At 63.8% G+C, this 19974-nt stretch carries 21 protein-coding genes; 9 read left to right on the top strand and 12 right to left on the bottom strand.

Annotation, left to right across the window (positions count from 1 at the left end; translation table 11 throughout):
- Positions 1–87 precede the first annotated feature (87 nt).
- Together FJ425_RS16230 and clpS are read left to right on the top strand one after the other, a co-directional pair.
- Positions 88–432, top strand: coding sequence for a hypothetical protein (locus FJ425_RS16230; protein WP_140635404.1), 345 nt, complete (start codon positions 88–90; stop codon positions 430–432).
- 128 nt (positions 433–560) lie between these two features.
- Complete coding sequence (gene clpS, locus FJ425_RS16235; protein WP_140546186.1) at positions 561–866, top strand: ATP-dependent Clp protease adapter ClpS; 306 nt, start codon at positions 561–563, stop codon at positions 864–866.
- Positions 867–1042: 176 nt separating this feature from the next.
- On the opposite strand, the gene FJ425_RS16240 is transcribed toward clpS, so the two are convergent.
- From FJ425_RS16240 to FJ425_RS16255, 4 genes are read right to left on the bottom strand one after another with little or no spacing between them, the layout of a single operon-like run.
- Entirely contained in the window at positions 1043–3130 is a 2088-nt protein-coding gene (locus tag FJ425_RS16240; protein WP_140635406.1) for a hypothetical protein, read from the bottom strand.
- A 3-nt stretch (positions 3131–3133) separates the two neighbouring features.
- On the bottom strand, positions 3134–5956 hold the full coding sequence (locus tag FJ425_RS16245) for a DUF4159 domain-containing protein (protein ID WP_140635408.1): 2823 nt from the start codon (positions 5954–5956) through the stop codon (positions 3134–3136).
- Entirely contained in the window at positions 5953–6867 is a 915-nt protein-coding gene (locus FJ425_RS16250; RefSeq protein ID WP_140635410.1) for a DUF58 domain-containing protein, read from the bottom strand. Before FJ425_RS16250 ends, FJ425_RS16245 begins: the two co-directional genes overlap by 4 nt.
- Positions 6867–7871 carry a MoxR family ATPase gene (locus FJ425_RS16255; RefSeq protein ID WP_140635411.1) on the bottom strand — a complete coding sequence of 335 codons (1005 nt, stop codon included), beginning with the start codon at positions 7869–7871 and terminating at the stop codon, positions 6867–6869. The genes FJ425_RS16250 and FJ425_RS16255 overlap by 1 nt, the downstream gene beginning before the upstream one ends.
- Before the next feature lie 43 nt (positions 7872–7914).
- On the opposite strand from FJ425_RS16255, the gene FJ425_RS16260 reads away from it, so the two are divergent.
- From FJ425_RS16260 to FJ425_RS16270, 3 genes are read left to right on the top strand one after another with little or no spacing between them, the layout of a single operon-like run.
- The gene (locus tag FJ425_RS16260; RefSeq protein WP_246673577.1) at positions 7915–8700 is read left to right on the top strand and encodes a DUF1285 domain-containing protein; all 786 of its coding nucleotides are present in this window, start codon (positions 7915–7917) and stop codon (positions 8698–8700) included.
- A complete protein-coding gene (locus FJ425_RS16265) occupies positions 8700–9332 on the top strand; it encodes a CoA pyrophosphatase (RefSeq protein ID WP_140635413.1) in 633 nt (210 codons plus the stop codon). The genes FJ425_RS16260 and FJ425_RS16265 overlap by 1 nt, the downstream gene beginning before the upstream one ends.
- Entirely contained in the window at positions 9329–10597 is a 1269-nt protein-coding gene (locus FJ425_RS16270) for a CCA tRNA nucleotidyltransferase (protein ID WP_140635415.1), read from the top strand. Before FJ425_RS16265 ends, FJ425_RS16270 begins: the two co-directional genes overlap by 4 nt.
- Positions 10598–10621: 24 nt before the next feature.
- Here the strand turns inward: FJ425_RS16270 and FJ425_RS16275 are convergent, their stop codons facing one another.
- The 4 genes from FJ425_RS16275 to FJ425_RS16290 all read right to left on the bottom strand — a co-directional run bounded on the left by FJ425_RS16275 (position 10622) and on the right by FJ425_RS16290 (position 13166).
- The gene (locus FJ425_RS16275; RefSeq protein ID WP_140724837.1) at positions 10622–11605 is read right to left on the bottom strand and encodes a S8/S53 family peptidase; all 984 of its coding nucleotides are present in this window, start codon (positions 11603–11605) and stop codon (positions 10622–10624) included.
- 86 nt (positions 11606–11691) lie between these two features.
- A complete protein-coding gene (locus FJ425_RS16280; protein ID WP_140635419.1) occupies positions 11692–12273 on the bottom strand; it encodes a hypothetical protein in 582 nt (193 codons plus the stop codon).
- A gap of 283 nt (positions 12274–12556) precedes the next feature.
- Entirely contained in the window at positions 12557–12742 is a 186-nt protein-coding gene (locus FJ425_RS16285) for a DUF1059 domain-containing protein (protein WP_095766497.1), read from the bottom strand.
- Positions 12743–12905: 163 nt separating this feature from the next.
- Positions 12906–13166: a DUF1344 domain-containing protein gene (locus FJ425_RS16290; protein WP_140546196.1), complete on the bottom strand. Its 261-nt coding sequence runs from the start codon at positions 13164–13166 to the stop codon at positions 12906–12908.
- A 360-nt stretch (positions 13167–13526) separates the two neighbouring features.
- Between FJ425_RS16290 and FJ425_RS16295 the strand changes: the two genes are divergently transcribed.
- On the top strand, positions 13527–14462 hold the full coding sequence (locus FJ425_RS16295; RefSeq protein ID WP_140635421.1) for a DUF1353 domain-containing protein: 936 nt from the start codon (positions 13527–13529) through the stop codon (positions 14460–14462).
- A gap of 24 nt (positions 14463–14486) precedes the next feature.
- Here FJ425_RS16295 and hemF read toward each other — a convergent pair whose 3' ends face one another.
- Complete coding sequence (gene hemF / locus FJ425_RS16300) at positions 14487–15401, bottom strand: oxygen-dependent coproporphyrinogen oxidase (RefSeq protein WP_140635422.1); 915 nt, start codon at positions 15399–15401, stop codon at positions 14487–14489.
- Positions 15402–15522: 121 nt separating this feature from the next.
- Between hemF and FJ425_RS16305 the strand changes: the two genes are divergently transcribed.
- The gene (locus FJ425_RS16305; RefSeq protein WP_095766723.1) at positions 15523–15780 is read left to right on the top strand and encodes a hypothetical protein; all 258 of its coding nucleotides are present in this window, start codon (positions 15523–15525) and stop codon (positions 15778–15780) included.
- Between the two features lie 6 nt (positions 15781–15786).
- Here FJ425_RS16305 and FJ425_RS16310 read toward each other — a convergent pair whose 3' ends face one another.
- From FJ425_RS16310 to FJ425_RS16320, 3 genes are all read right to left on the bottom strand, one after another.
- Entirely contained in the window at positions 15787–15987 is a 201-nt protein-coding gene (locus FJ425_RS16310) for a hypothetical protein (protein ID WP_140635424.1), read from the bottom strand.
- A gap of 43 nt (positions 15988–16030) precedes the next feature.
- Positions 16031–16474, bottom strand: a complete 444-nt coding sequence (gene soxR / locus FJ425_RS16315) for a redox-sensitive transcriptional activator SoxR (RefSeq protein ID WP_140635426.1) — start codon at positions 16472–16474, stop codon at positions 16031–16033.
- 149 nt (positions 16475–16623) lie between these two features.
- Positions 16624–17082, bottom strand: a complete 459-nt coding sequence (locus tag FJ425_RS16320) for a tRNA (cytidine(34)-2'-O)-methyltransferase (protein ID WP_140635428.1) — start codon at positions 17080–17082, stop codon at positions 16624–16626.
- 464 nt (positions 17083–17546) lie between these two features.
- Between FJ425_RS16320 and FJ425_RS16325 the strand changes: the two genes are divergently transcribed.
- Positions 17547–17963: a hypothetical protein gene (locus FJ425_RS16325; RefSeq protein ID WP_246673578.1), complete on the top strand. Its 417-nt coding sequence runs from the start codon at positions 17547–17549 to the stop codon at positions 17961–17963.
- 26 nt (positions 17964–17989) lie between these two features.
- The gene (locus FJ425_RS16330; protein ID WP_140635431.1) at positions 17990–19870 is read left to right on the top strand and encodes an ABC transporter ATP-binding protein; all 1881 of its coding nucleotides are present in this window, start codon (positions 17990–17992) and stop codon (positions 19868–19870) included.
- Positions 19871–19974 lie beyond the last annotated feature (104 nt).

The raw sequence follows: 19974 nt of genomic DNA on the forward strand, positions 1-19974 counted from the left end.
TCGGCGGGAGCCCGAAACCGGCAGGTTTCCACCGCGTCCAGTCTATCCTTAACCTGATTGCAATGCCGGTGCTGTAGGACAATCCGCATGAAGAAGCGGTTTTCGTCCCTGATGCGTTCGCTGACCCTCGGCGGCCTGATCGCCACCGCGGCGGCACGATCGTTGATCATCTTTACCGCAAGCCCCGTGCCGGATCCCGCCAGCGGCAGGACCGAGCCCGAGCTGTTCGCTCCGCTGATCTCTTCAAGCTTCGACTACATCACGCCGGCGCAGTCCTGGGTCCTGATCCTGCTGACCGGCGCGACCGCGATCGGCCTTGTCGGCTGGATGTTCTTCGCCTTCGTCGAACGCGGCTCCGACATGGATGGCAGTGCAGGCTCCGGCAGATCGGGCACCGCGTTGCGCCGCCAGGTCGGGCGCCAGGGCCGTTGACCCTTCGGCAGTGATTCCCCACATAGGACTGATGGTCCAGGCCGGCATTACCCGCGCGTGGAATTGGACGTATATTTGCTGCGTGACAGAATGAGAGCGAGAGAGCCCAGTTCTCGCTGGTGGATCCGATGCCCGAAACCGTCCTCAAACCCCGCACTAAGACACAGCCGAAAACCGAGCGGCCGAAGCTCTACAAAGTCATCCTTGTCAATGACGATTTCACGCCGCGCGAGTTCGTGGTGACGGTGCTCAAGGGCGAATTCAAGCTCAGTGAGGATCAGGCGCATCGCGTCATGATCACCGCGCATACGCGCGGCGTGTGCGTCGTCGCGGTGTTTACGCGCGATATCGCCGAGACCAAGGCAACGCGAGCGACCGACGCCGGCAAGGCCAAGGGCTATCCGCTGCTGTTCACCACCGAACCGGAAGAGTAGGGGCGGAGCGCTTCCCTTCTCCCCTTGTGGGAGAAGGTGGATCGGCGCGCAGCGCCGAGACGGATGAGGGGTGCTCCAGCTTGGCGCCAAGCCTACCCCTCACCCGGATTGCCAGCCGATTTGTGAAGGACAAATCGGGGCAATCCGACCTCTCCCACAAGGGGAGAGGTAAGAATTCACCGCCCTTCGCGATACCACATCGAGCCGATGGCGAGCAGCAGCAGGCCGAGGCCGAGGAAGCCGCCGAACAGCGGCACGCGCGACACAGCCTTGAGTGTGCTGTCGTCGGTGGTGCGCAGGCCTACCCAGTCGTCGCCCGACGCGGCCGCGGAAGAGCGGACCGGCACGATCGACGGCAATGTCAAGCCGCCGGCGAGATTGCCGAGCGTCGACGACGGTGCCAGCCGCCGCACGCTGCCGCCGGTCGCCTCGGCGGGCGCCTTCAGCCGGTCCTCGGTCGAGATCACGTCGGAAAATTCCGGCGCGTTGATCGGGCCGACATGGGCAAGCGCGGTAAGGTCGCCATTGCCGATCTGGTAAAGGCCGATCTCGCTGGTCTGCAGGCTGCCGGTGAAAATGCCGGGTTCGGCCTTCTCGAGCTTCACCGTCACCGCCTTGCCGGACGGCGTGATGACCTGGGCGGGACCGGGGTCGTCGCTCATCGTCTGGCGGCGGATTTCAAGCATCATGCCGCGGCCGTCGGCGGTTAGCCGTTCCTCTTCCAGTTCCGGCTCCTTCATCAGCCAGTGGGCGATGCGGCGATAAAGCTGGACATGCGGCCCGCCGCCCTCGAAGCCGCGCGCCCACAGCCAGCCCTGATCGGACAGGAGCATGCCGACACGGCCTTCGCCCTTGCGATCGAGCAGGAGCAGGGGCCGATCGTCGGCGCCTTTCATCACCACTTCGCCTTCCGGGTTCTTGACGCCGATGGTGCGGAACCAGCGGCTCCAATGCGGCGGCTCGCTTGCCGAGCCGTCGAGCCCGCGCGTCACCGGATGGCGCTGGCCGAGATCGGTCAGGCGCGGATAGAAGGCCTTGTCCACCACCTCGCCGGTCGGCATAGCCGGCAGCGCGGCATTGAGCGGCGTGCGGGCAATGGAGTTCTCGCCGGCATATTCGGGGCCGGCGGCAATCAGCAGCGCGCCGCCCTTTTCGACATATTCGGAGATGTAGTCGTAATAGAGGATCGGCAGCACGTCGCGGTGCTGGTAGCGGTCGAAGATGATCAGATCGAAATCCTTGATCTTCTCGACGAACAGCTCGCGCGTCGGGAAAGCGATCAGTGATAGCTCATTGATCGGCGTGCCGTCCTGTTTTTCCGGCGGGCGCAGAATGGTGAAGTGGACGAGATCGACCGATGCGTCCGACTTCAAAAGGTTGCGCCATGTGCGCTCGCCGGCATGCGGCTCGCCGGAAACCAGGAGCACGCGCAGGTTTTCGCGAATGCCGTCGACCAGGGCAATCGCCCGGTTGTTGGCGTCGGTCAGTTCGCCGGGCTCCCGGTCGATGCCGAGCTGGACGATGTTGCGGCCGGCATTGGGTATGGTGACCGAGAGCTTCATCGGCTGGCCGACGGTCGCGTGCTCGACCGAGACCTGCTCGCCATTGACCGAGACGCGCACGTCCACCGGAGCACCATCACCTTCCGTCGAAATGACGCGGTAGGTCATGTCGAGCGGCTTGCCGACGAGACCGAAGCGCGGCGCGTTCTCGAAGCGGATGCGGCGGTCCTTCTCATGCTCGTTGCCGGTGATCAGCGCATGCAGCGGCGCGTTGAACTCCGGCGCGCCGGCCGGCGCATCATGCACCTCGCCATCGGTGATCATGATCGCGCCGCCGATGCGCGACGGCGGCACGTCGCGGAAGGCGCCCTCCAGCGCGCTGAACAGCCTGGTCTCGGTGCGCTCGTCGGCGGCTTCGGACTTGCCGGCCTCGACGACGCGGACATCGAACTGCTTGAAGCGGGCAAGACGCTGCTGCAGGCCGGCCAGCGCTTCGTCGGTCTGCTCGGTGCGGTCGCCGATATCCTGGCTCTGGCTGCGGTCGACGACGAGGGCGACGACGCTCTTCAGCGCCTCGCGCTCCTCGGCGAGGAAAACGGGATTGAGCAATGAAGCGGCAAGCGCGAGCAGCGCGATGAAGCGCAATGCCGAGCCGCGCTGGCGGAACCACAGGCCGACAAGCGCCAGCAAAAGCAGCGGGACGAAGAGCAGGCCGAAGAGCGGCCAGGAGAGAAGCGGTTCGAAGGAGAGCGACCAGTTCATGCGCTACTGCCCCAGACGTTCGAGCAGCACGGGCACATGCACCTGATCGGACTTGTAGTTGCCGGTCAGCATATACATCATGATGTTGACGCCGGCGCGCAGCGCGTAGATGCGCTGCATCGGATCCGGCGGCACGGTCGGCAGCATCGGATCGCCGTTCTCGTCGATGGCCCAGGCGCCGGCGAAATCATTGGCGGTGATCATGATCGGCGAGACGCCGTCGCCGGTGCGCACCGGGCGGTTCTCGGTGTTGCTGGCGTCGAGCGAGGCCTCGACCCAGAGCGGGCTGCCGTTGAAGCGGCCGGGGAATTCCGGAAGGATGAAGAAGGATTTGGTCAGCACGTGGTCCGACGGCACCGGCTCCAGCGGCGGCACGTTGAGATTACCCAGGATGTCGCGCAGCCGCTCGGTCGCCGGGCTTGCCGAGCCGGCGCCGATGCCGTTCGAAAACTGGTCGCGCGTATCGAACAGAACCGTGCCGCCCTGCTGCATATAGGCGTCGATGCGGGCGATCGCCGCCTGGCTGGGCATAGGTGCCGTCGCATCGATCGGCCAATAGATCAGCGGGAAGAAGGACAGCTCGTCCTTGGCGATGTCGACGCCGGCCGGCGGGCCGGGCTCAAGCGCGGTCTTCTCGATCAGGAAACGGGTGAGGCCCTCGAGGCCGGCGCGGCTGATCGAATCGACGCCGGGCTCGCCGGTGATCACATAGGCGATGCGGGTTTTCGAAATATCCTCGATCGCCTGGGTGTCGCCGGGCTTGGAATCGTCGGCGCGGGCAAGATCGGCATGGCCGAAGAGGCCGCCCAGCACGACTAGGACCGCCGCGGCGGTCGCCGCCGTGCCTGCGCGGCGCGGCCGGCGCGTCAGCAGGCCGCCCATCCAGAACACGGCCAAGGTGTCGAGCACCATCAACAGGAGCGCGATGGCGACCAATGGCCCCTTGAGATTCTCCGATTCGTCGAAGGCGTAGGGGATAGCAGTCACCGGCAGCGAAACCTGCGGGCGCGCCAGCGGCGCGAATGTGCTCGAAGCATCGAGAAGATTATGAGCGAACACGCCGGTCTCCGAGCCGTAAAGGCCCGGCGGGTTTTCCAGCGTCACCGGCAGCGGACCGGCGCCGGGCACCAGCGGCCGCGCATCCGGCGAGGGCGGCGTCAGCGTGCCGTCGGCGCCGATCATGCGATAGGGGGCGAGCGACGCGGCGGTGGCCTCGGCATTGGCGATCGCGGCGCCTTGGTTGCGCGACAATTGCACGACACGCCGCAGCATCTCGACGAAGCTGCCGGAGATCGGCAGGTTCGACCAGGTCGCCTCGGGCGTGACATGGAAGAGCACCAGCGTGCCCTTGTCCTTCTTCATGCCCGTCACCAATGGCGTGCCGTCGGCAAGCGTGGCCCAAGTACGCTCGACGATGTCGGGCGTCGGCTCGGCCAGAACCTGCCGGCTGACCGTCACCTCGGAGGGCGGGGAAAGATCGGCGAAAGGACCGTTCTTCGGGAATTCGGTCACCGCCTGCGGCGTCGTCCACGACAGCGCGCCGCCCAGCGCGCGCTCGCCGCTGCGCAGCCTGACCGGCAAAAGGTCGTCGTCATTGCCGGCCGCGGCAAGGCGGGGACCGGCAAAGCGGACCAGCGTGCCGCCCTTGTCGACCCAGTCGACCAGCCGCTGCTTGACCTGCGCCGGGATGGTGCCGACGTCGGCCATGATGATCATCGCCGGCTTCTGGTCGAGAAGCTGCGGAATGGCGTCGGCGAGATCGGCGCTCGACGGCTCGACAAGGTCGGCGAAGGGCTGCAGGGCGCGGCGGATGTAATAGAGCGGCGACAGAAGCGGCTGCGCCTGGTCGGCCTCGGCCTGCGACAGAAGGCCGACGCGGCGGCGTTTCGAGCTCTCGTCCAGCACGCGCACGGCGCCGGCCTGATGCTCGCCGTCCAGCGCGATCGAAGCGAAATCATTGCGCAGCTCGAAGGGGACCGCCATTGTTCCCGTGGCGGCGGCTTCGCCCGGCGCGAAGGTCAGCGTCGCATCGGCGATGCGGCGGCCCTTGTCGTCGAAGGCGCCAGCGGTGACCTGCGCCGGCGCCGGATTGCCCGGCGCGCGAATGGCGCTCAAAGCGAAACCATCGACCTGGTTGTCGGCGCCGATCAGGCCGGTCACAGAAGGCCGGTCGGACGTAGCCCAGACCAGCCGTGTCGCATTCTTTTCGAGCAGCGTCCTGAAAGCGGCCTCGTCGCCTTTGGCGGCAAGCCCATCGGCGAGCACGGCAACGCTGGCGCCCGGCAGTCGCTCCAACGCGGCGGCGACGCGGGCGTAGACGGCGGGCCTGTCGGTAGGAATCGGCCGCGGCTTGGCGGCGCGCAGGTGATCGAGCGCGGCCGAAGCGTCGAAAGGGCCGATCTCGGCATTGGGCTTCTCGGCGGTGAAGGCGATGACGACCGGCACGCCGTTCGAGCCGGCATCGGCGATCAGCCGCTCGGCGGTGGCGACGCGCTTGTTCCAGTCGGCGGCGCTCGCCCAGCCATTGTCGACGACAAGCGCCAGGGCGGCGCCCTCCGCCGGCAGTTTTTCGCGCGGGTTGAAGACCGGCTCGGCCAGCGCCATCACGATGAGCGCCGCCATCAGCAAGCGAAGCAGCGTCAGCCACCACGGGCTTTGCTGCGGGGTTTCTTCGCGCCTCAGGACCCGGGCGAGGATTCTCAGCGGCGGGAAAACCTCCGTCTGCGGCCGGGGCGGGGTGAGGCGCAGCAGCCACCAGATCACCGGCAGGGCCAGAAGGCCCCACAGCACCATGGGCGCCCCGAAAGAAAGCGGCAGCCAGCTCATGCGACCGCCCTTCCGAAATTGGTGCCGTCAGCGGTCATCGCCAGGTGGATGCGTACCAGCGCCTCGGAGGCGAGGCGGTCGGTGTGGTTGACGGTGTAGCTCCAGCCGAGACGCTTGCACCAGGCGGCCAGTTCCTCGCGGCGGGCCCGGTAAAGCAGGCGGTATTCTTCGGCCAGCATCTCGGCGCGGCCGGCGGTCAGCTTGTCGCCGGTCTCGGGGTCGGTGAACTCGGTGCGGCCGGCATAGGGGAAGGTTTCTTCGGCCGGGTCGGCCACCTCGATCAGATGCGCGCGCACGCCGTGGCGGGCGAGCATGTCGAGCCATGCCATGGTTTCCTCGACCGGATCGAGGAAATCGCTGACCAGCACGATGTCGCAGAAGCGGCGGATGGCCGACAGATCGGGCTTGGCCGGAAGCGCGGCGGCATGGCTGAGCTGGGCGGCGATGCGCTCGGCGCCGTTGCGGGCGGTGAACGGGTCCGTCAGGCCCGGCCAGGCGATGCGCTCGCCGCTGCGCGACAAGAGCTCGGCCAGGGCGAGCGCCAGCACCAGCGCGCGCGATTGCTTGGAAACGCTTGCCGCGGCGGATTTGTAGAGCATGGAAGGCGAGGGGTCGGCCCAGAGCCAGACGGTGTGCGCGGCTTCCCATTCGCGGTCGCGCACATAGGTGTGGTCGTCCCTGGCAGAGCGACGCCAGTCGATGCGCGAGGAATCGCCTTCCACATAGGGCCGGAACTGCCAGAAATTCTCGCCGATGCCGCGCTTGCGGCGGCCATGCCAGCCGGCGATCACCGTGTTGACGATACGGCGCGCCTCGACCAGCAGGTCCGGCACCAATGAAGCCCGCAACCGGCCGCGGGCGAGCGCGTCGCGCGTCGCAACCGGTGCCTGGACCTCGCCTATTCGACCCATCAGACGCCTTTTGCCAGCTTCGCCACCACGTCGCGCACGGAAGTGCCTTCGGCGCGGGCGGCGAAAGTCAGCGCCATGCGATGCTGCAGCACCGGTTCGGCCAAGGCGCGAACGTCGTCGACCGAAGGCGCCAACCTGCCATCATATAGGGCGCGTGCGCGGGCGCACAGGGTCAGCGCCTGGCTGGCGCGGGGGCCGGGCCCCCAGGCGACATGCTTGTCGGTCTCGGCATTGCCCTGGCCGGGCCGGGCCGAGCGCACCAGCTTGAGGATCGCCTCGACGACGCTTTCCGGCACCGGCATGCGGCGGATCAGCGTCTGGATTTCCCTCAGCCGTGCCGACTGCAGCACATTGTCGGCCTTGGCTTCGTCGACGCCGGTAGTTTCCAGCAGGATGCGGCGTTCCGCCTCGATCTCGGGATAAAGGATGTCGACCTGCATCAGGAAGCGGTCGAGCTGAGCCTCGGGGAGCGGATAGGTACCTTCCTGTTCCAGCGGGTTCTGCGTCGCCAGCACGTGGAAGGGCGCGGGCAGGTCGTGGCGGGCGCCGGCGATGGTGACGTGATATTCCTGCATCGCCTGCAGCAGCGCCGATTGCGTGCGCGGCGAAGCGCGGTTGATCTCGTCGGCCATCAGCAATTGCGTGAAGATCGGCCCGGAAATGAAGCGGAAGGAGCGCTTGCCGAACTCGTCCTGCTCCATCACCTCGGAACCGAGGATGTCCGACGGCATCAGGTCGGGCGTGAACTGGACGCGGCGCGAATCGAGGCCGAGCACGATGCCCAGTGTCTCGACCAGCTTGGTCTTGGCGAGGCCCGGCACGCCGACCAGCAGCGCATGACCGCCGGCCAGCAGCGCCACCAGCGTGCGCTCGACGACCGCCTCCTGGCCGAAGATCACCCTGCCGACCGCGTCGCGGATCCTGGAGATATCGGCCAGCGCCTTTTCGGCTTCCTCGATCATCGCTTTTTCGCTGATCGGGCTTTCCTTGATCATCACGCTCATGCCGTTCGATCCTTGTGGTTGGAAATGCCGGCCTGCACTCTCGATGCCGCAGAATGCCGCGATTCGGCCTCACCTGGCGCCTGTAATTGAACTTAAATCACAGACTCGGGCGGACAAGGCTGACAATCGGGACAACAGTGACTATTTCGTGACCATGGCCGAACGCAGCGAACATCGTGAACAAACGCCGGACGAACAGAGCGCTGGCGAGCACAGCTTGAGCAAACAGAGCCTGATCGGCGCCACAGAGGCGCGCGGCCTGGAGGCGCTGATCTCCCGCGCGGCCCGGGCCGGCAAGGGGCCGGCGCCGGTCGAGCGCTGGAATCCGGAGTTCTGCGGCGACCTCGACATGGAGATCAAGGCCGACGGGACCTGGTTCTATCTCGGCACGCCGATCGGCCGCATGCCGTTGGTGCAGCTCTTTTCCAGCGTGTTGCGCAAGGATGCCGACGGCAAGACCTATCTGGTGACGCCGGTCGAGCGGGTCGGGATCCGCGTCGTCGACGCGCCCTTCATCGCCGTCGAAATGAACGTGTCCGGGAGCGGGAAAGATCAGGTCGTCACCTTCCGCACCAATGTCGGCGATGTCGTCGCCGCCGGCCCCGGCCATGCGCTGCGCTTCGTCGACGAGGACGAAACCGGCGGACTGAAACCCTATGTGCTGGTGCGCGGACGACTGGAAGCGCTGGTGGCGCGTCCGGTGATGTATGAACTGGTCGAACATGGCGAGGAGATCGACATCGGCGGCAAGGCGATGTTCGCCATCCGCTCGGGCGGCGAGGTCTATCCGATCATGCCGGTCGAGAATCTGAAGCGGCTGAGCGCGTGATGGACCAGGTGACGCCGGCGGCGTTTTCGGTCGCGGATTTTCGGACGCGCGTCGCGGCGCAAGCAGCGATCGTCCCCGGCGATGAATTCGGCGACCATCGCTTCAATCCCGGCCATCCCAGGCTCAAACACGTCAAGCCGCTGCGCGACGCGGCGGTGCTGATTCCCGTGGTCGACCGCGCCGAGGGCGCCATGGTGCTGCTCACCAAGCGCGCCGAGAGGCTGCGCAGCCATTCGGGCCAGGTGGCCTTTCCAGGCGGCACCATCGATGCGACCGATGCAAGCCCCGAGGCAACCGCTTTGCGCGAGACCTTCGAGGAGATCGGCCTCGAACGGGATTTCGTCGAGATCATCGGCCGCATGCCCGACTACGTCGCCGGCAGCGGCTACCGCATCGTGCCGGTGCTTGCCATCGTGGGCCAGGGTTTTTCGCTGACGCTCAATGCCGATGAGGTCGACGCGGCTTTCGAGGTGCCCCTGAGTTTCCTGATGGATCCGGCCAACCACGCGCGCGACAGCCGCATGTGGAACGAGCTCGAATGGTTCTTCTACGAGATGCCCTATGGCGGCCAGCGTATCTGGGGCGTCACCGCCGGCATAATCCGCACGCTCTATGAAAGGCTTTATGGTTGACCGCTGAGGCGTCACTCTCGGGCAGGGCCGATTGGCTGGCCGACAGGCATCTGCAGAGGCTTCTTGCCGCGCTCAAGCAGGGCGGCGAGGAAGCGCGTGTCGCCGGCGGCGCGGTGCGCAATTCGCTGATCGGCCAGCCGGTCGCCGACATCGACATCGCCGCGACCACCGTGCCCGAGGAAACGATCCGGCGCGCCGAGGCGGCCGGTTTCAAGACGGTGCCGACAGGCATCGAGCATGGCACGATCACGGTGATCGCCGGCGGCAAGCCTTATGAGGTGACGACGCTCAGGGCCGATATCGAGACCGACGGCCGGCGGGCAAAGGTGATCTTCGGGCGCGACTGGAAAGCGGACGCCGAACGGCGCGATTTCACCATCAACGCGCTCTACGCCGAAGCCGACGGCACGGTCGTCGATCTCGTCGGCGGTGTCGCCGATATAGAGGCGCGGCGGCTGCGTTTCATCGGCGACGCGGAGGCGCGCATCCGCGAGGATTATCTGCGCATCCTGCGCTTTTTCCGTTTCTTTGCCTGGTATGGCGACGGACGGCCTGACGCTGAAGGGCTGAAGGCCTGTGCCAGGCTGAAGGACGGGCTTGCCCGGCTTTCGGCCGAACGCGTCTGGTCCGAGCTGAAGAAGCTGTTGTCGGCCCCCGATCCCTCGCGCGCGCTCTTGTGGATGCGCCAGGCAGGCGTGCTCACCGCCGTGCTGCCGGAAAGCGAGAAATGGGGCATCGACGCGATCCATGGCCTGGTCAGGGCTGGAAAGGATCTTGGCTGGGCCGCCGATCCTGTGCTGAGGTTGGAAGCGATCGTCCCGCCCGATGCCGTGCGCATGAAGACGCTTGGCGAGTGGCTGCGATTGTCGAACGACGAGGCCGGCCGCCTGCGGCATTGGGCGCTGACTATTGCGCCGGATGCCAAGGCGACGGAGACCGAGCTGGCCAAGAAACTCTATTACGGCGATCGCAACGGCTATATCGACCGCATTCGGCTGGCGCTTGCCGCCGCGCGGACGCGCGCAGTCGAGGACAATCAGGCAATGATGGAAGCCGGCGGGTTTTCACGCCTGCTCAATTTCACGCTGAGATGGGAAAAGCCGGTGTTTCCGATCAAAGGCGCCGACCTGACCGTGCTTGGCGCGTCGCCGGGACCGAAGCTCGGCGCCACGCTGAAGAACCTCGAGAAGGAATGGGTCGAGTCGGGCTTCACCCTGGAACGCGGCGCGCTGCTGGAACGCGCCGCGCAGGCTCTGGAGACCTAGGCGGGCCGGAACGGCCGGTGCCTGTCAATGTATGGCCACAGGAGCGAGAGCGCGGGAAAGGCTTGCCTCGCCCTTGCCGTAGACGGACGGGTCGTAGTTCACCAAGGTGTCGGTGCGGGCCGTGTTGAGCAGGTCGTTCGTGATCTGCACCGGCGTCGCCTTGGTGAACTTGCTGCCGATGATCGCAGCATATCCGGAGATGATCGGCGCGGCAAAAGACGTTCCGTAGAGCCCGGTCTTGTCGCCCTCGACGCCGACCACCAGGAAGTGGCTCTGCACAGCCTGGTTGGAGCCGGCATAGTCGGAATACCAGGCGAGCTGGGCCTTGTTGGCTGTGGTTCCGTTCGTCGACAGCGCGCCGACGAAGATCGCGGTCGGTTTGCCGATCAAAGCAAGGTCGAGATAATCCTGCTGGCCACCAGTGACCCCGCCGACAGCGACCGCGTCGTTGCCGGCCGCCTTCGAGACGATGGCCGAACCCTTGGTGGCGTAGGAGATGATCGAGGACTCCTCTGGAGCCCACCAGATCTGGTTCGCGCTGTAGCCCGCGGTTGTGTACATGCCGTAGCTCAGGTTCAGCACGTTACGGCCGCTCGCCAGCGAAACGGCCGTGCCCGTCGAGAAATCCTTGGAGCGGATGGTCGCGGCGGGAGCAATCATGCTTGCCTCCTCGCGCGTCCATTCGCCGTGTCGCTGGGTCTGCACGCCGATCCCGAAATTGCCGGAAAAGCGCGAGGTGCTGCTGAAGTCGTCGACCATCGTGATGGTGACGCCCGCGCCCTTGTAGCCGGCGGCCCATGCGGCGCCGACGTCGCGGCTCATCCAGTTCTGTACCGTTTGGGTCGTCGCCCTTACGGCCGGTATCCTTGCGCTCACGCAGATGGAGCCGCCGCCATGGCAGAGCGCCGCCGTCTCGTCCGCGCCGAGGCCCTCCTGCGCCGAGGCAACGGGCGCCGAAAGGATGGCGATGGCGGCAACGAGGCCGAATTTCAGGTGACCAGCAGACATGTTCCAACTCCAGCCAAACAAGAACCAGGACGGGCGATCGCGCGTTTCGGGTCGAGATGGATTTTTCATTCGCGGCCTCCCGGCGATCAGAAAGTGAGACGATAATTCAGCCACAGATGCATGCTCTCGGGCTTGGCGCTAACCAGGTATTTCAGGGTTTCCTGCGGCGCCATCTCACCGGCCGCGAGCCGGCAATTGACGCTGTAGGAGCCCAGATCCCCGTAGTCGGCCAAGCAAGATTTCTCGGTGAGGTTTCCGCCGATGACCGACGTTACGGACAGGGACAGGGTGCTGTTCGGATTCGGATGCGCCTGGGTGAGGAAACCGAGCTTCAGGCTGGGCCCGATACTGTATTTGTTGCCTTGTTCGCCGGTCCCGAACCCCCAAAGGATGCCGGTGTTTTCGGTAACCTGGGTGAGCAGGTCGACATGCATGTCCACCCAGTTCGTGTGGTACCATTGGTTGAACGAGACCCAGCTTCCATTTTGCAGCTCATAACCGCCGGCGCCGAGCCCTCTGGCACGGTCGCTCAGCGGCGACCCCTGATGCATGCCGATCAGCGAGGTGGTCATCATTTCCTGGGCGGTCGCGGGGGTCGCGCCGAGACATGCGCATAGCAGCAGCGCCGCCTCGCGTGATGTGCCCCTCTTGCCGGATCGTTCGCGCATGCGCGAAACACCTCGCCCCACGGATCCGGTCAGCGCCTTGGGTGGCGGCGAGTTTCTCGGCCAGCCCCTGCAGCCGGATCATTTGTCCGACGGTGGCACGAATTCCGTTACCGCAAACTTAAATGAGACGACTCGAATATAAGTATCTGTTTGAAATGCCAGGCCGGTCCGGACCTTCCGGATCGACTCAGGCAAATTGGTTCGCAACTCGCGATGGAACATGCTCAGGCCCTGAGCAATCCTGATTTCGCTGCCGGTCGACTGTTCGAAGGTGAGGAGTCCCTCAGGCTGCGTCGCGAACCTTCTGGATGCGGGAGCGTATCGCCTCGATCATCGTCTCGCGGATGACGGTTTCGCCATGCGTCTCGCGCATGTGCTCGACGGCACGGCGCATCACCTCGGCTTCTTCTTCGGCGCGCGTATGCCAGTCACAGCCGGGGACAAGCGACCCGCATTGGAATTCCTTCATGGGACTTTCCTTTCCTCGTTCTGCTGGAAAACCATAACACATGCGACCGGTTTCGGTTGCATCGAAGCCCGCGGGCAACTGCTTTTCTCTTCAAAAAGGAAGGCGGAGCAGTGCTGCCCCGCCTTCCTTGCCGCCTGAGAACTCGATCTGCCTTGGCAGGCCGTCACTTCATGATCTTGACGGCCTCGGCAATCTTGTTCTTGCCGCTCATGTCCCAGGAGACGCGAACCTTCTCGCCGGCCTGGATGCCGGGATCCTTGAAGGCCTTGGACAAGGTGAAGGTCGATCCGTCGTCCAGAACAAGGCTCATGGCCGTTCCGTCAAAGCTCTTGACCGTACCGGTGGTGTGCTTGACCGCGGCGAACGCGGCGCCACCGGAGGCGAGAAAGGCAGCGGTCGCCGCCGTCACGATAAGCTTGCGCATGGCAGGCTCTCCTGGAAATGCGGGCACCGTTTGGGAGGCACCCGTCTCGTTCAGGGCCGTCAAGTCGCGTCGGGTCGCGGCCGACGGGAGACAAGTGATCTCCATTTCGGCCGCCGGCGCTTCCCGACCCGACGACCTTAAATAGCTCAATTTTTTCAAAATGATATTAGACGAAAAAGAAACGCGGCCCGCCACATTGCGCGCCAAGATTCGGCGAATGGGACGACAATGCGGCCTGTCTCCTGTTCACCCGATTGTTATGTGCGGTGAAGTGTTCGTTAGTACCATAATCCGGTGGACGTGCCCACCAGCAGAGGAGTACGTTTCAACTGTAAAATTGGGCTTCTTGGGGAGGGATACATGCGTCGGCTTTCCATTCTTTTTGTAACTACGATGCTTTTAAGCGAGGCTTACGCCGATGAATACAACGGCAAATTCGAGGGTGATCCCGTAGGAAGGTTTGTGCAAGTCGAGGTTGGGGGGGAAAAGGTGATGAATTTCCTATTGGATCAAGATTTTGTTTTTACCGATCCAAACAACCTCAAGTGGCGTGTCCCAAGGGGAGAATTGGTCGACGGTGCCAGCATACCATGGGAGCTGTGGACCATCGTGGGAGACCCATTCACGGGAACCTATCTGGATGCATCTATCATACACGACTATTATTGCTGCTCGAAGATCAGAAATTACTACGATACGCATGAGGTATTCCGTCGCGGCATGATCGCCGCCGGAGTATCTCCTGAAAAGGCATATCTTATGTGGGTTGGTGTGCGTTTTTTTGGTCCGCCTTTTTGGAACGTCGACCCAAAAGCCGTTCCTCCCGAGCCCTGCCGTGGGTTGCCTGGTTCTTCAAACCCATCGGGAGCCTCGGTGTATTCGCAGCTAGATGAAGCGGGTAAAAAGATTGCTGAAGCCAAGCTTTATTCAATCGCAAGGACGATAAAATCGTCCGATGGTAAAGTTCTTGATATTCGTAACGATGGCAGTTTGATATTTTCCGATACAAAGGAAGCTGAAGCTCATATTGAATATCTATCGGAGGCGGCGAAGCACGATTTCAAAGAAGGTTATGCAGATATAGGAAAGATAACGGGATTTACCTCTTCCGAAAACGGAAAATTTGACTCACTCGCAGTCTGGGACAAAGGGCAAGTGCCTGCTCTGGACAATTTTGTTCTCGAAAACAAAATCTATAAAAAGTATGATCTAACAAAGCCACCAATAGTTGACTATAAATCTGGATTGAATTTAGATGGCATATTGGACTTCAATACCAAAGTAAATAAATATTAATAGGAAATCCAAACATCCAGATAGCTACGGCCATTTTACCTCGGGCGGCAGGCTGGACAGGATCGAGGCGACATTGCCGCCGGTCTTGAGGCCGAAGATGGTGCCGCGATCGTGAAGCAAGTTGAATTCGACGTAGCGGCCGCGCCGGATGAGCTGTTCGTCGCGCTCGCCGTCAGTCCAGTTCTGGTTGAAATTGCCCCGCACCAGATGGGCATAGACGACGAGGAAGGAGCGGCCGACGTCCTGGACGAAATTGAGATCGGCGTCCCAGCCGCCCCTGTCCTCGTCAGAATGCAGCCAGTCGAAGAAGATGCCGCCGATGCCGCGCGGCTCGTTGCGGTGCGGCAGGAAGAAATACTCGTCGCACCAGGATTTGAATTTGGGATAGTCGGCGACGGCGGCGTTCTTCTCGCAGGCGAACTGCATGGCGCGATGGAAGGCGATCGTGTCGGGATCGTCCTGGGTGCGGCGGCGGTCGAGCACCGGCGTCAGATCGGCGCCGCCACCGAACCACTGGCGCGTGGTGACGACCATGCGGGTATTCATGTGCACGGCCGGCACGTTGGGGTTCCAGGGATGTGCTATCAGCGAGATGCCGCTCGCCCAGAAGCGCGGGTCTTCCTCGGCGCCGGGAATCTGCTTCCTGAACTCGGGCGAGAATTCGCCATGGACGGTCGAGGTGTGGACGCCGACCTTCTCGAAGACGCGGCCGCGCATCATCGACATGGTGCCGCCGCCGCCGCGGCCCTCGTCGCGCTCCCAGGGGGTCTTCTCGAAATGGCCGGGCGACCATGACGCTTGCGGGCCGGTGAGTTCCTGCTCGATCTGCTCGAAAGTGGCGCAGATGCGCTCGCGCAAGGCCTCGAACCACAGACGTGCCTTCATCTTCTTCTGCTCGATGTCGACCGGCAGGCCCACGGGAAGGTCAGGTCTTTCCAATTCGGTCTCCAGTCGCAGGCGCGCTTGCCTGACAAATGACTCGTCTTTTCAGGGCGCGATCCCTAATCTCTTGAGAGGAAGGGTCAAGTCCTGTCTGACCAAGGTGCAAGGGAGTTCCTTCGTGCGCACCCCGGCAAGACCGCCGCTGGATGGCTTACGCAAGAGGCTGGAGCGCTCACGGGCTGAGCGCGAAAACCAGCCGCGCGACGGTTTCCTGCGCGAAACCTTCGTGCTGCCGCGCCCGGATGCGCGCCTCAAGGCCAAGGAGTGGTTCGAGCGTTTTCCGAAACAGGCCTACTGGACCGAGATCGAAAGCTGGTTCGAACGCCCGGGCGACGTGATTGAGTTCACCATGCGGCGGCTGCCGGCGGCGGATTGAGGAATTTCACGGCAAAAATAGGTCGCGCAATTTTGGAGAATCTAGAATTAGGTTCTCGCCAAGTAGTTTGCCGAATTTTTCCAGCCCCATTTTCCGCGCCTCATCGAAGCTCACGGAGGTATAGAGGGTTGGCACGCCGCCAGAATCGATCCGGTAGATAGTGATGACCTTGGTCTCCTCCTCTGCTTGGATCAGGTGTCCTAGCATAGCTGCTTCCTCTCTCTGTTCGCGATAAGCGCGTTGCTCCTATTCAGGGTGCAATTAGCCGCCTCGCGCCGGTACCTTCCCTGGCCAGACGGTCGTCCCTGTTCCTCAGCGGGCATTTGTCGATCGACATGCAGCCGCAGCCGATGCAATCGGTCAGGCCGTCGCGCAATTTCTTGAGCTGGGCGATCTTCTGGTCGAGCTCGTCGCGCCAGGCTGTCGAAAGCAGGTTCCAGTCCTCGCGGTTCGGTGTGCGCTCTTCCGGCAGCGATTGGAACGCCCGGGCGATGTCGGCGAGCGAGATGCCGACCTCCTGGGCGACGCGGATGATCGCCACGCGCCGAAGCACGTCGCGGCTGTAACGCCGCTGGTTGCCCGAGGTGCGGTGGCTGCGGATCAGGCCGCGCGCTTCGTAGAAATGCAGCGCCGATACCGCAACGCCGCTGCGAACGGCCACCTGGCCGACCGTCAATTCCTTTACCGGAGCCATCTCGAACTTTTCCGCTTGACCTCAAGTTAAGTTGAGCTTGTAGCCAAGAAACGTCGATAGGGCAATTGCAGGAGAAGGCGATGTGCGCCTGGGTGAGAATGACGCCGCGAGTGGAGCCTGCGCGCGGCAACGAAGAGGGGTTCGGGGTTCTAGCCGAGCTGTCGCAGCGCTTCGCCCGCGACCATGGCGACGGACAACGCGACATTGATGCTGCGCGCGCCGGGCCGCATCGGAATGGTCAGTCGCGCGTCCGCCGCGTGGTGGACCTGATCCGGCACGCCGGCGGATTCGCGGCCGAACAGAAGGATGTCGCCGGCAGCGAAAGCAAAGTCGGTGTAGGCGGCCGTGGCTTTGGTGGTGAGCAGCACGAGGCGGCGCGCGCCGGTCTTTCGCCACTCCTCGAAGGCGTGCCAGTCGGCATGGCGGGAAAGCGCCGCCATTTCGAGATAGTCCATGCCGGCGCGTTTCAGCGCCCGGTCGGAGAGCGAGAAACCAGCCGGCTCGATGACATCGACGCCGATACCGAGGCAGGCGGCGAAGCGCAGGATTGTCCCGGTGTTGCCGGCGATATCCGGCTGGTAGAGCGCGATGCGGAGACGATCGTTCATTTCCGTATCCTGCTAATAAGTGGCAGATCGGCCACAGGCGCCTGCGGCTTTCGGCGATTTCTGGACTGGCGGGTGGCCATTTTCTGCGAAGTCGAGTATATGCTGACCATCGTCAACCCGAACCGAAGGAGGGGAACCACATGATGACCATGCACTTCCAGCTCCTCTCCGGGGCACCCGTATGCCCACCGGCGGTTTCGGTACGACGATTCTTCTGACACTTTAAGTCCTCATCGCACCGATTCCCGCCGACCCCTGTTTTCGGCCTTCGAAGGAATCTTGCGATGTTTTTCAAACTGCCAAAGGGGCGCCGTGCCCCAGCTGAGCGTGTCGGGACCGATGCTTGTCGTGTCAGGACCGACGCTTGTCGTGTCCCGGCCGATTCGATCCGCGCCTTCGGCCGAATGCCGATGGTCGAGGACGCATCACCCTTTTTAACGCATTTGCATATGGAGGACGGACCAATGTTCGATCCCTACAGGATACCGGGGTCAAGAAGCCTGCATGAACGCAAGGCGGCGACCTGGGCGCTGCTGATCGGCGAGACCTATTCGTCGGCGGTGCATGCCGAGGAACGGCGCAGGCCGCATCGCGGCATGCTGCCGGACGTCGATTTCTCGCGCGCGGTGCCCGATCACAGCCGGCCCACGCTGGTGCGCCGGATCATCCGTTTGATCCGGCCGGGCGACAGGAGCCGGGCAGGTTCCGCCCTTTCGTCCGGAAGTTCCGGGCCGTCAGGGACGTCAAACGAGCCTGTCGGCGAAATGCCGGCGAAACCCTATATTGCGCGGGATAGGGCCGGCGACGCGGATGATTCCGTATCGCCGGCCCGCAATGCCGCGCGGCCGCAAAGCCTTGCCCATCAATCCCGCGCCGCGTGAGCGCATAGATAAGTCGAGTGCCTGGAATGTTCCGCTGGTTTGAAAACAGGCTCGATCCGTTTCCCGCCGCGGAGCCGGTCGAGCCGCCGAAGATGCTGGTCGCCTTCTGCGTGCATTACACGCGAGGCGCCTGGCCCTACATCATCCTCGACGCGGTGCTGGTGACGGCGATCGCCTTTACCGAAGTCTGGATGTTCGGGTTCCTCGGCCGCATCGTCGACTGGCTGTCGGCTCAAAACCGCGAAACCTTCCTGCAGACCGAGAGCTGGAAGCTCGCCGGCATGGCTTTCGTCGTGCTGTTCGCGCTGCCTGGAACGGTCTGGCTGCATTCGCTCCTCAACCAGCAGACGCTGATGGGCAACTATCCCATGCGCATCCGCTGGCAGGTGCACCGCTATTTGCTCAAGCAGTCGATGGCCTTCTATCAGGACGAGTTCGCCGGCCGCATCGCCACCAAGCTGATGCAGACCGCGCTCGCCGTGCGCGAATGCGTGATCAAGCTGATCGACGTGCTGAACTACGTCGTCGTCTACTTCCTTGGCATGCTGTTCATCGTCGGTTCGGCCGACTGGCGGCTGGCGGCGCCGCTCGCCGTATGGCTGGCCGGCTATATCGGTCTGCTGCGCTTTTTCATTCCGCGGCTCGGCAAGGTCGGCGAGGAGCAGGCCAATGCGCGTTCGACCATGACCGGCCGCGTCGTCGACAGCTACACCAACATCCAGACGGTGAAGCTGTTTTCGCATGCGCGGCGCGAGGCGACCTTCGCCAGGGAAGGCATGGCGAGCTTCCTCGGCACCGTCTACCGCTCGATGCGGCTGGTGACGGTGCTCTATGGCCTGCTCTACATTCTGAATTCGCTGTTGCTGTTCTCGGTGACGGCGATCTCACTGTGGCTTTGGCTCGGTCAGGCGGTGACGATCGGCGCGGTCGCCGTGGTCATCGGCCTGGTGCTGCGGATGTGGGGCATGTCGCAATGGATCATGTGGGAGATGTCCGGGCTGTTCGAGAATATCGGCACGGTGCAGGACGGCATCCAGTCGATCTCACTGCCGCGTCTCGTCGAAGACCGGCCCGGCGCGAAGGACATCGCCGTCAGCCAGGGTGAAATCCGCTTTGACGACATCCGCTTCCACTACGGCAAGCAGAAGGGCGTCATCGAGAACTTGACGCTGACGGTAAAGCCCGGCGAGAAAGTCGGCATTGTCGGCCGCTCCGGCGCCGGCAAGTCGACGCTGGTCAACCTTTTGTTGCGCTTCTACGACCTGGAGAGCGGCAGGATCCTCGTCGACGGCCAGGAGATCGCCGCGGTAACGCAGGATTCGCTGCGCGCGCAGATCGGCATGGTGACGCAGGATACTTCGCTGCTGCATCGCTCGGTGAAGGAGAACATCCTCTATGGCCGGCCCGACGCGACCGAAGAGATGCTCACCGAGGCGGCGCGGCGGGCGGAGGCGCTCGATTTCATCGGCGGGCTTTCGGACCACAACGGCCGCAAGGGATTCGATGCCCATGTCGGCGACCGCGGCGTCAAACTGTCCGGCGGCCAGCGGCAGCGCATCGCGATTGCCCGGGTCATGCTGAAGGACGCGCCGATCCTCATCCTCGACGAGGCGACGTCGGCGCTCGATTCGGAAGCCGAGGCGGCCATCCAGGAGAACCTCTACAAGCTGATGCAGGGCAAGACCGTCATCGCCATCGCGCACCGCCTGTCGACGATCGCGGCGATGGACCGGCTCGTCGTGATGGACAAGGGGCACATCATCGAGGAAGGCTCGCATGAGGAGCTCGTCGCCAGGGGTGGGCTCTACGCCCAGCTCTGGCAACGGCAGTCGGGCGGCTTCCTGCTCGATGACGCGCCGGCTGAGCCCGATGCCAAGTCGCTTCGATCCGAGATGGCAGCGGAGTAACGCGATCGCGATTGCAGCAATTCCAGGAAAAGTGCGTAGCGGTCGGGCTCGGCGGCTTCGCGTAGCCTTCCGTCCGGGATTGCGCAAAACAAAGACTTGGAGCG

Origin of the sequence: Mesorhizobium sp. B2-7-2 (assembly GCF_006440775.1) — a bacterium.
Taxonomy (GTDB): Bacteria; Pseudomonadota; Alphaproteobacteria; order Rhizobiales; family Rhizobiaceae; genus Mesorhizobium.

What these genes read in the sequence shown, in the direction of transcription:
- FJ425_RS16265 (WP_140635413.1), top strand. Translation starts at nt 8,700, where the DNA reads ATGGACCAGGTGACGCCGGCGGCGTTTTCGGTCGCGGATTTTCGGACG.
- FJ425_RS16255 (WP_140635411.1), bottom strand. Translation starts at nt 7,871, where the DNA reads ATGAGCGTGATGATCAAGGAAAGCCCGATCAGCGAAAAAGCGATGATC.
- FJ425_RS16330 (WP_140635431.1), top strand. Translation starts at nt 17,990, where the DNA reads ATGTTCCGCTGGTTTGAAAACAGGCTCGATCCGTTTCCCGCCGCGGAG.
- FJ425_RS16290 (WP_140546196.1), bottom strand. Translation starts at nt 13,166, where the DNA reads ATGCGCAAGCTTATCGTGACGGCGGCGACCGCTGCCTTTCTCGCCTCC.
- FJ425_RS16280 (WP_140635419.1), bottom strand. Translation starts at nt 12,273, where the DNA reads ATGCGCGAACGATCCGGCAAGAGGGGCACATCACGCGAGGCGGCGCTG.
- FJ425_RS16240 (WP_140635406.1), bottom strand. Translation starts at nt 3,130, where the DNA reads ATGAACTGGTCGCTCTCCTTCGAACCGCTTCTCTCCTGGCCGCTCTTC.
- clpS (WP_140546186.1), top strand. Translation starts at nt 561, where the DNA reads ATGCCCGAAACCGTCCTCAAACCCCGCACTAAGACACAGCCGAAAACC.
- FJ425_RS16310 (WP_140635424.1), bottom strand. Translation starts at nt 15,987, where the DNA reads ATGCTAGGACACCTGATCCAAGCAGAGGAGGAGACCAAGGTCATCACT.
- soxR (WP_140635426.1), bottom strand. Translation starts at nt 16,474, where the DNA reads ATGGCTCCGGTAAAGGAATTGACGGTCGGCCAGGTGGCCGTTCGCAGC.
- FJ425_RS16275 (WP_140724837.1), bottom strand. Translation starts at nt 11,605, where the DNA reads ATGTCTGCTGGTCACCTGAAATTCGGCCTCGTTGCCGCCATCGCCATC.
- FJ425_RS16230 (WP_140635404.1), top strand. Translation starts at nt 88, where the DNA reads ATGAAGAAGCGGTTTTCGTCCCTGATGCGTTCGCTGACCCTCGGCGGC.
- FJ425_RS16285 (WP_095766497.1), bottom strand. Translation starts at nt 12,742, where the DNA reads ATGAAGGAATTCCAATGCGGGTCGCTTGTCCCCGGCTGTGACTGGCAT.
- FJ425_RS16250 (WP_140635410.1), bottom strand. Translation starts at nt 6,867, where the DNA reads ATGGGTCGAATAGGCGAGGTCCAGGCACCGGTTGCGACGCGCGACGCG.
- FJ425_RS16245 (WP_140635408.1), bottom strand. Translation starts at nt 5,956, where the DNA reads ATGAGCTGGCTGCCGCTTTCTTTCGGGGCGCCCATGGTGCTGTGGGGC.
- FJ425_RS16320 (WP_140635428.1), bottom strand. Translation starts at nt 17,082, where the DNA reads ATGAACGATCGTCTCCGCATCGCGCTCTACCAGCCGGATATCGCCGGC.
- FJ425_RS16260 (WP_246673577.1), top strand. Translation starts at nt 7,915, where the DNA reads ATGCCGCAGAATGCCGCGATTCGGCCTCACCTGGCGCCTGTAATTGAA.
- FJ425_RS16295 (WP_140635421.1), top strand. Translation starts at nt 13,527, where the DNA reads ATGCGTCGGCTTTCCATTCTTTTTGTAACTACGATGCTTTTAAGCGAG.
- FJ425_RS16325 (WP_246673578.1), top strand. Translation starts at nt 17,547, where the DNA reads ATGTTCGATCCCTACAGGATACCGGGGTCAAGAAGCCTGCATGAACGC.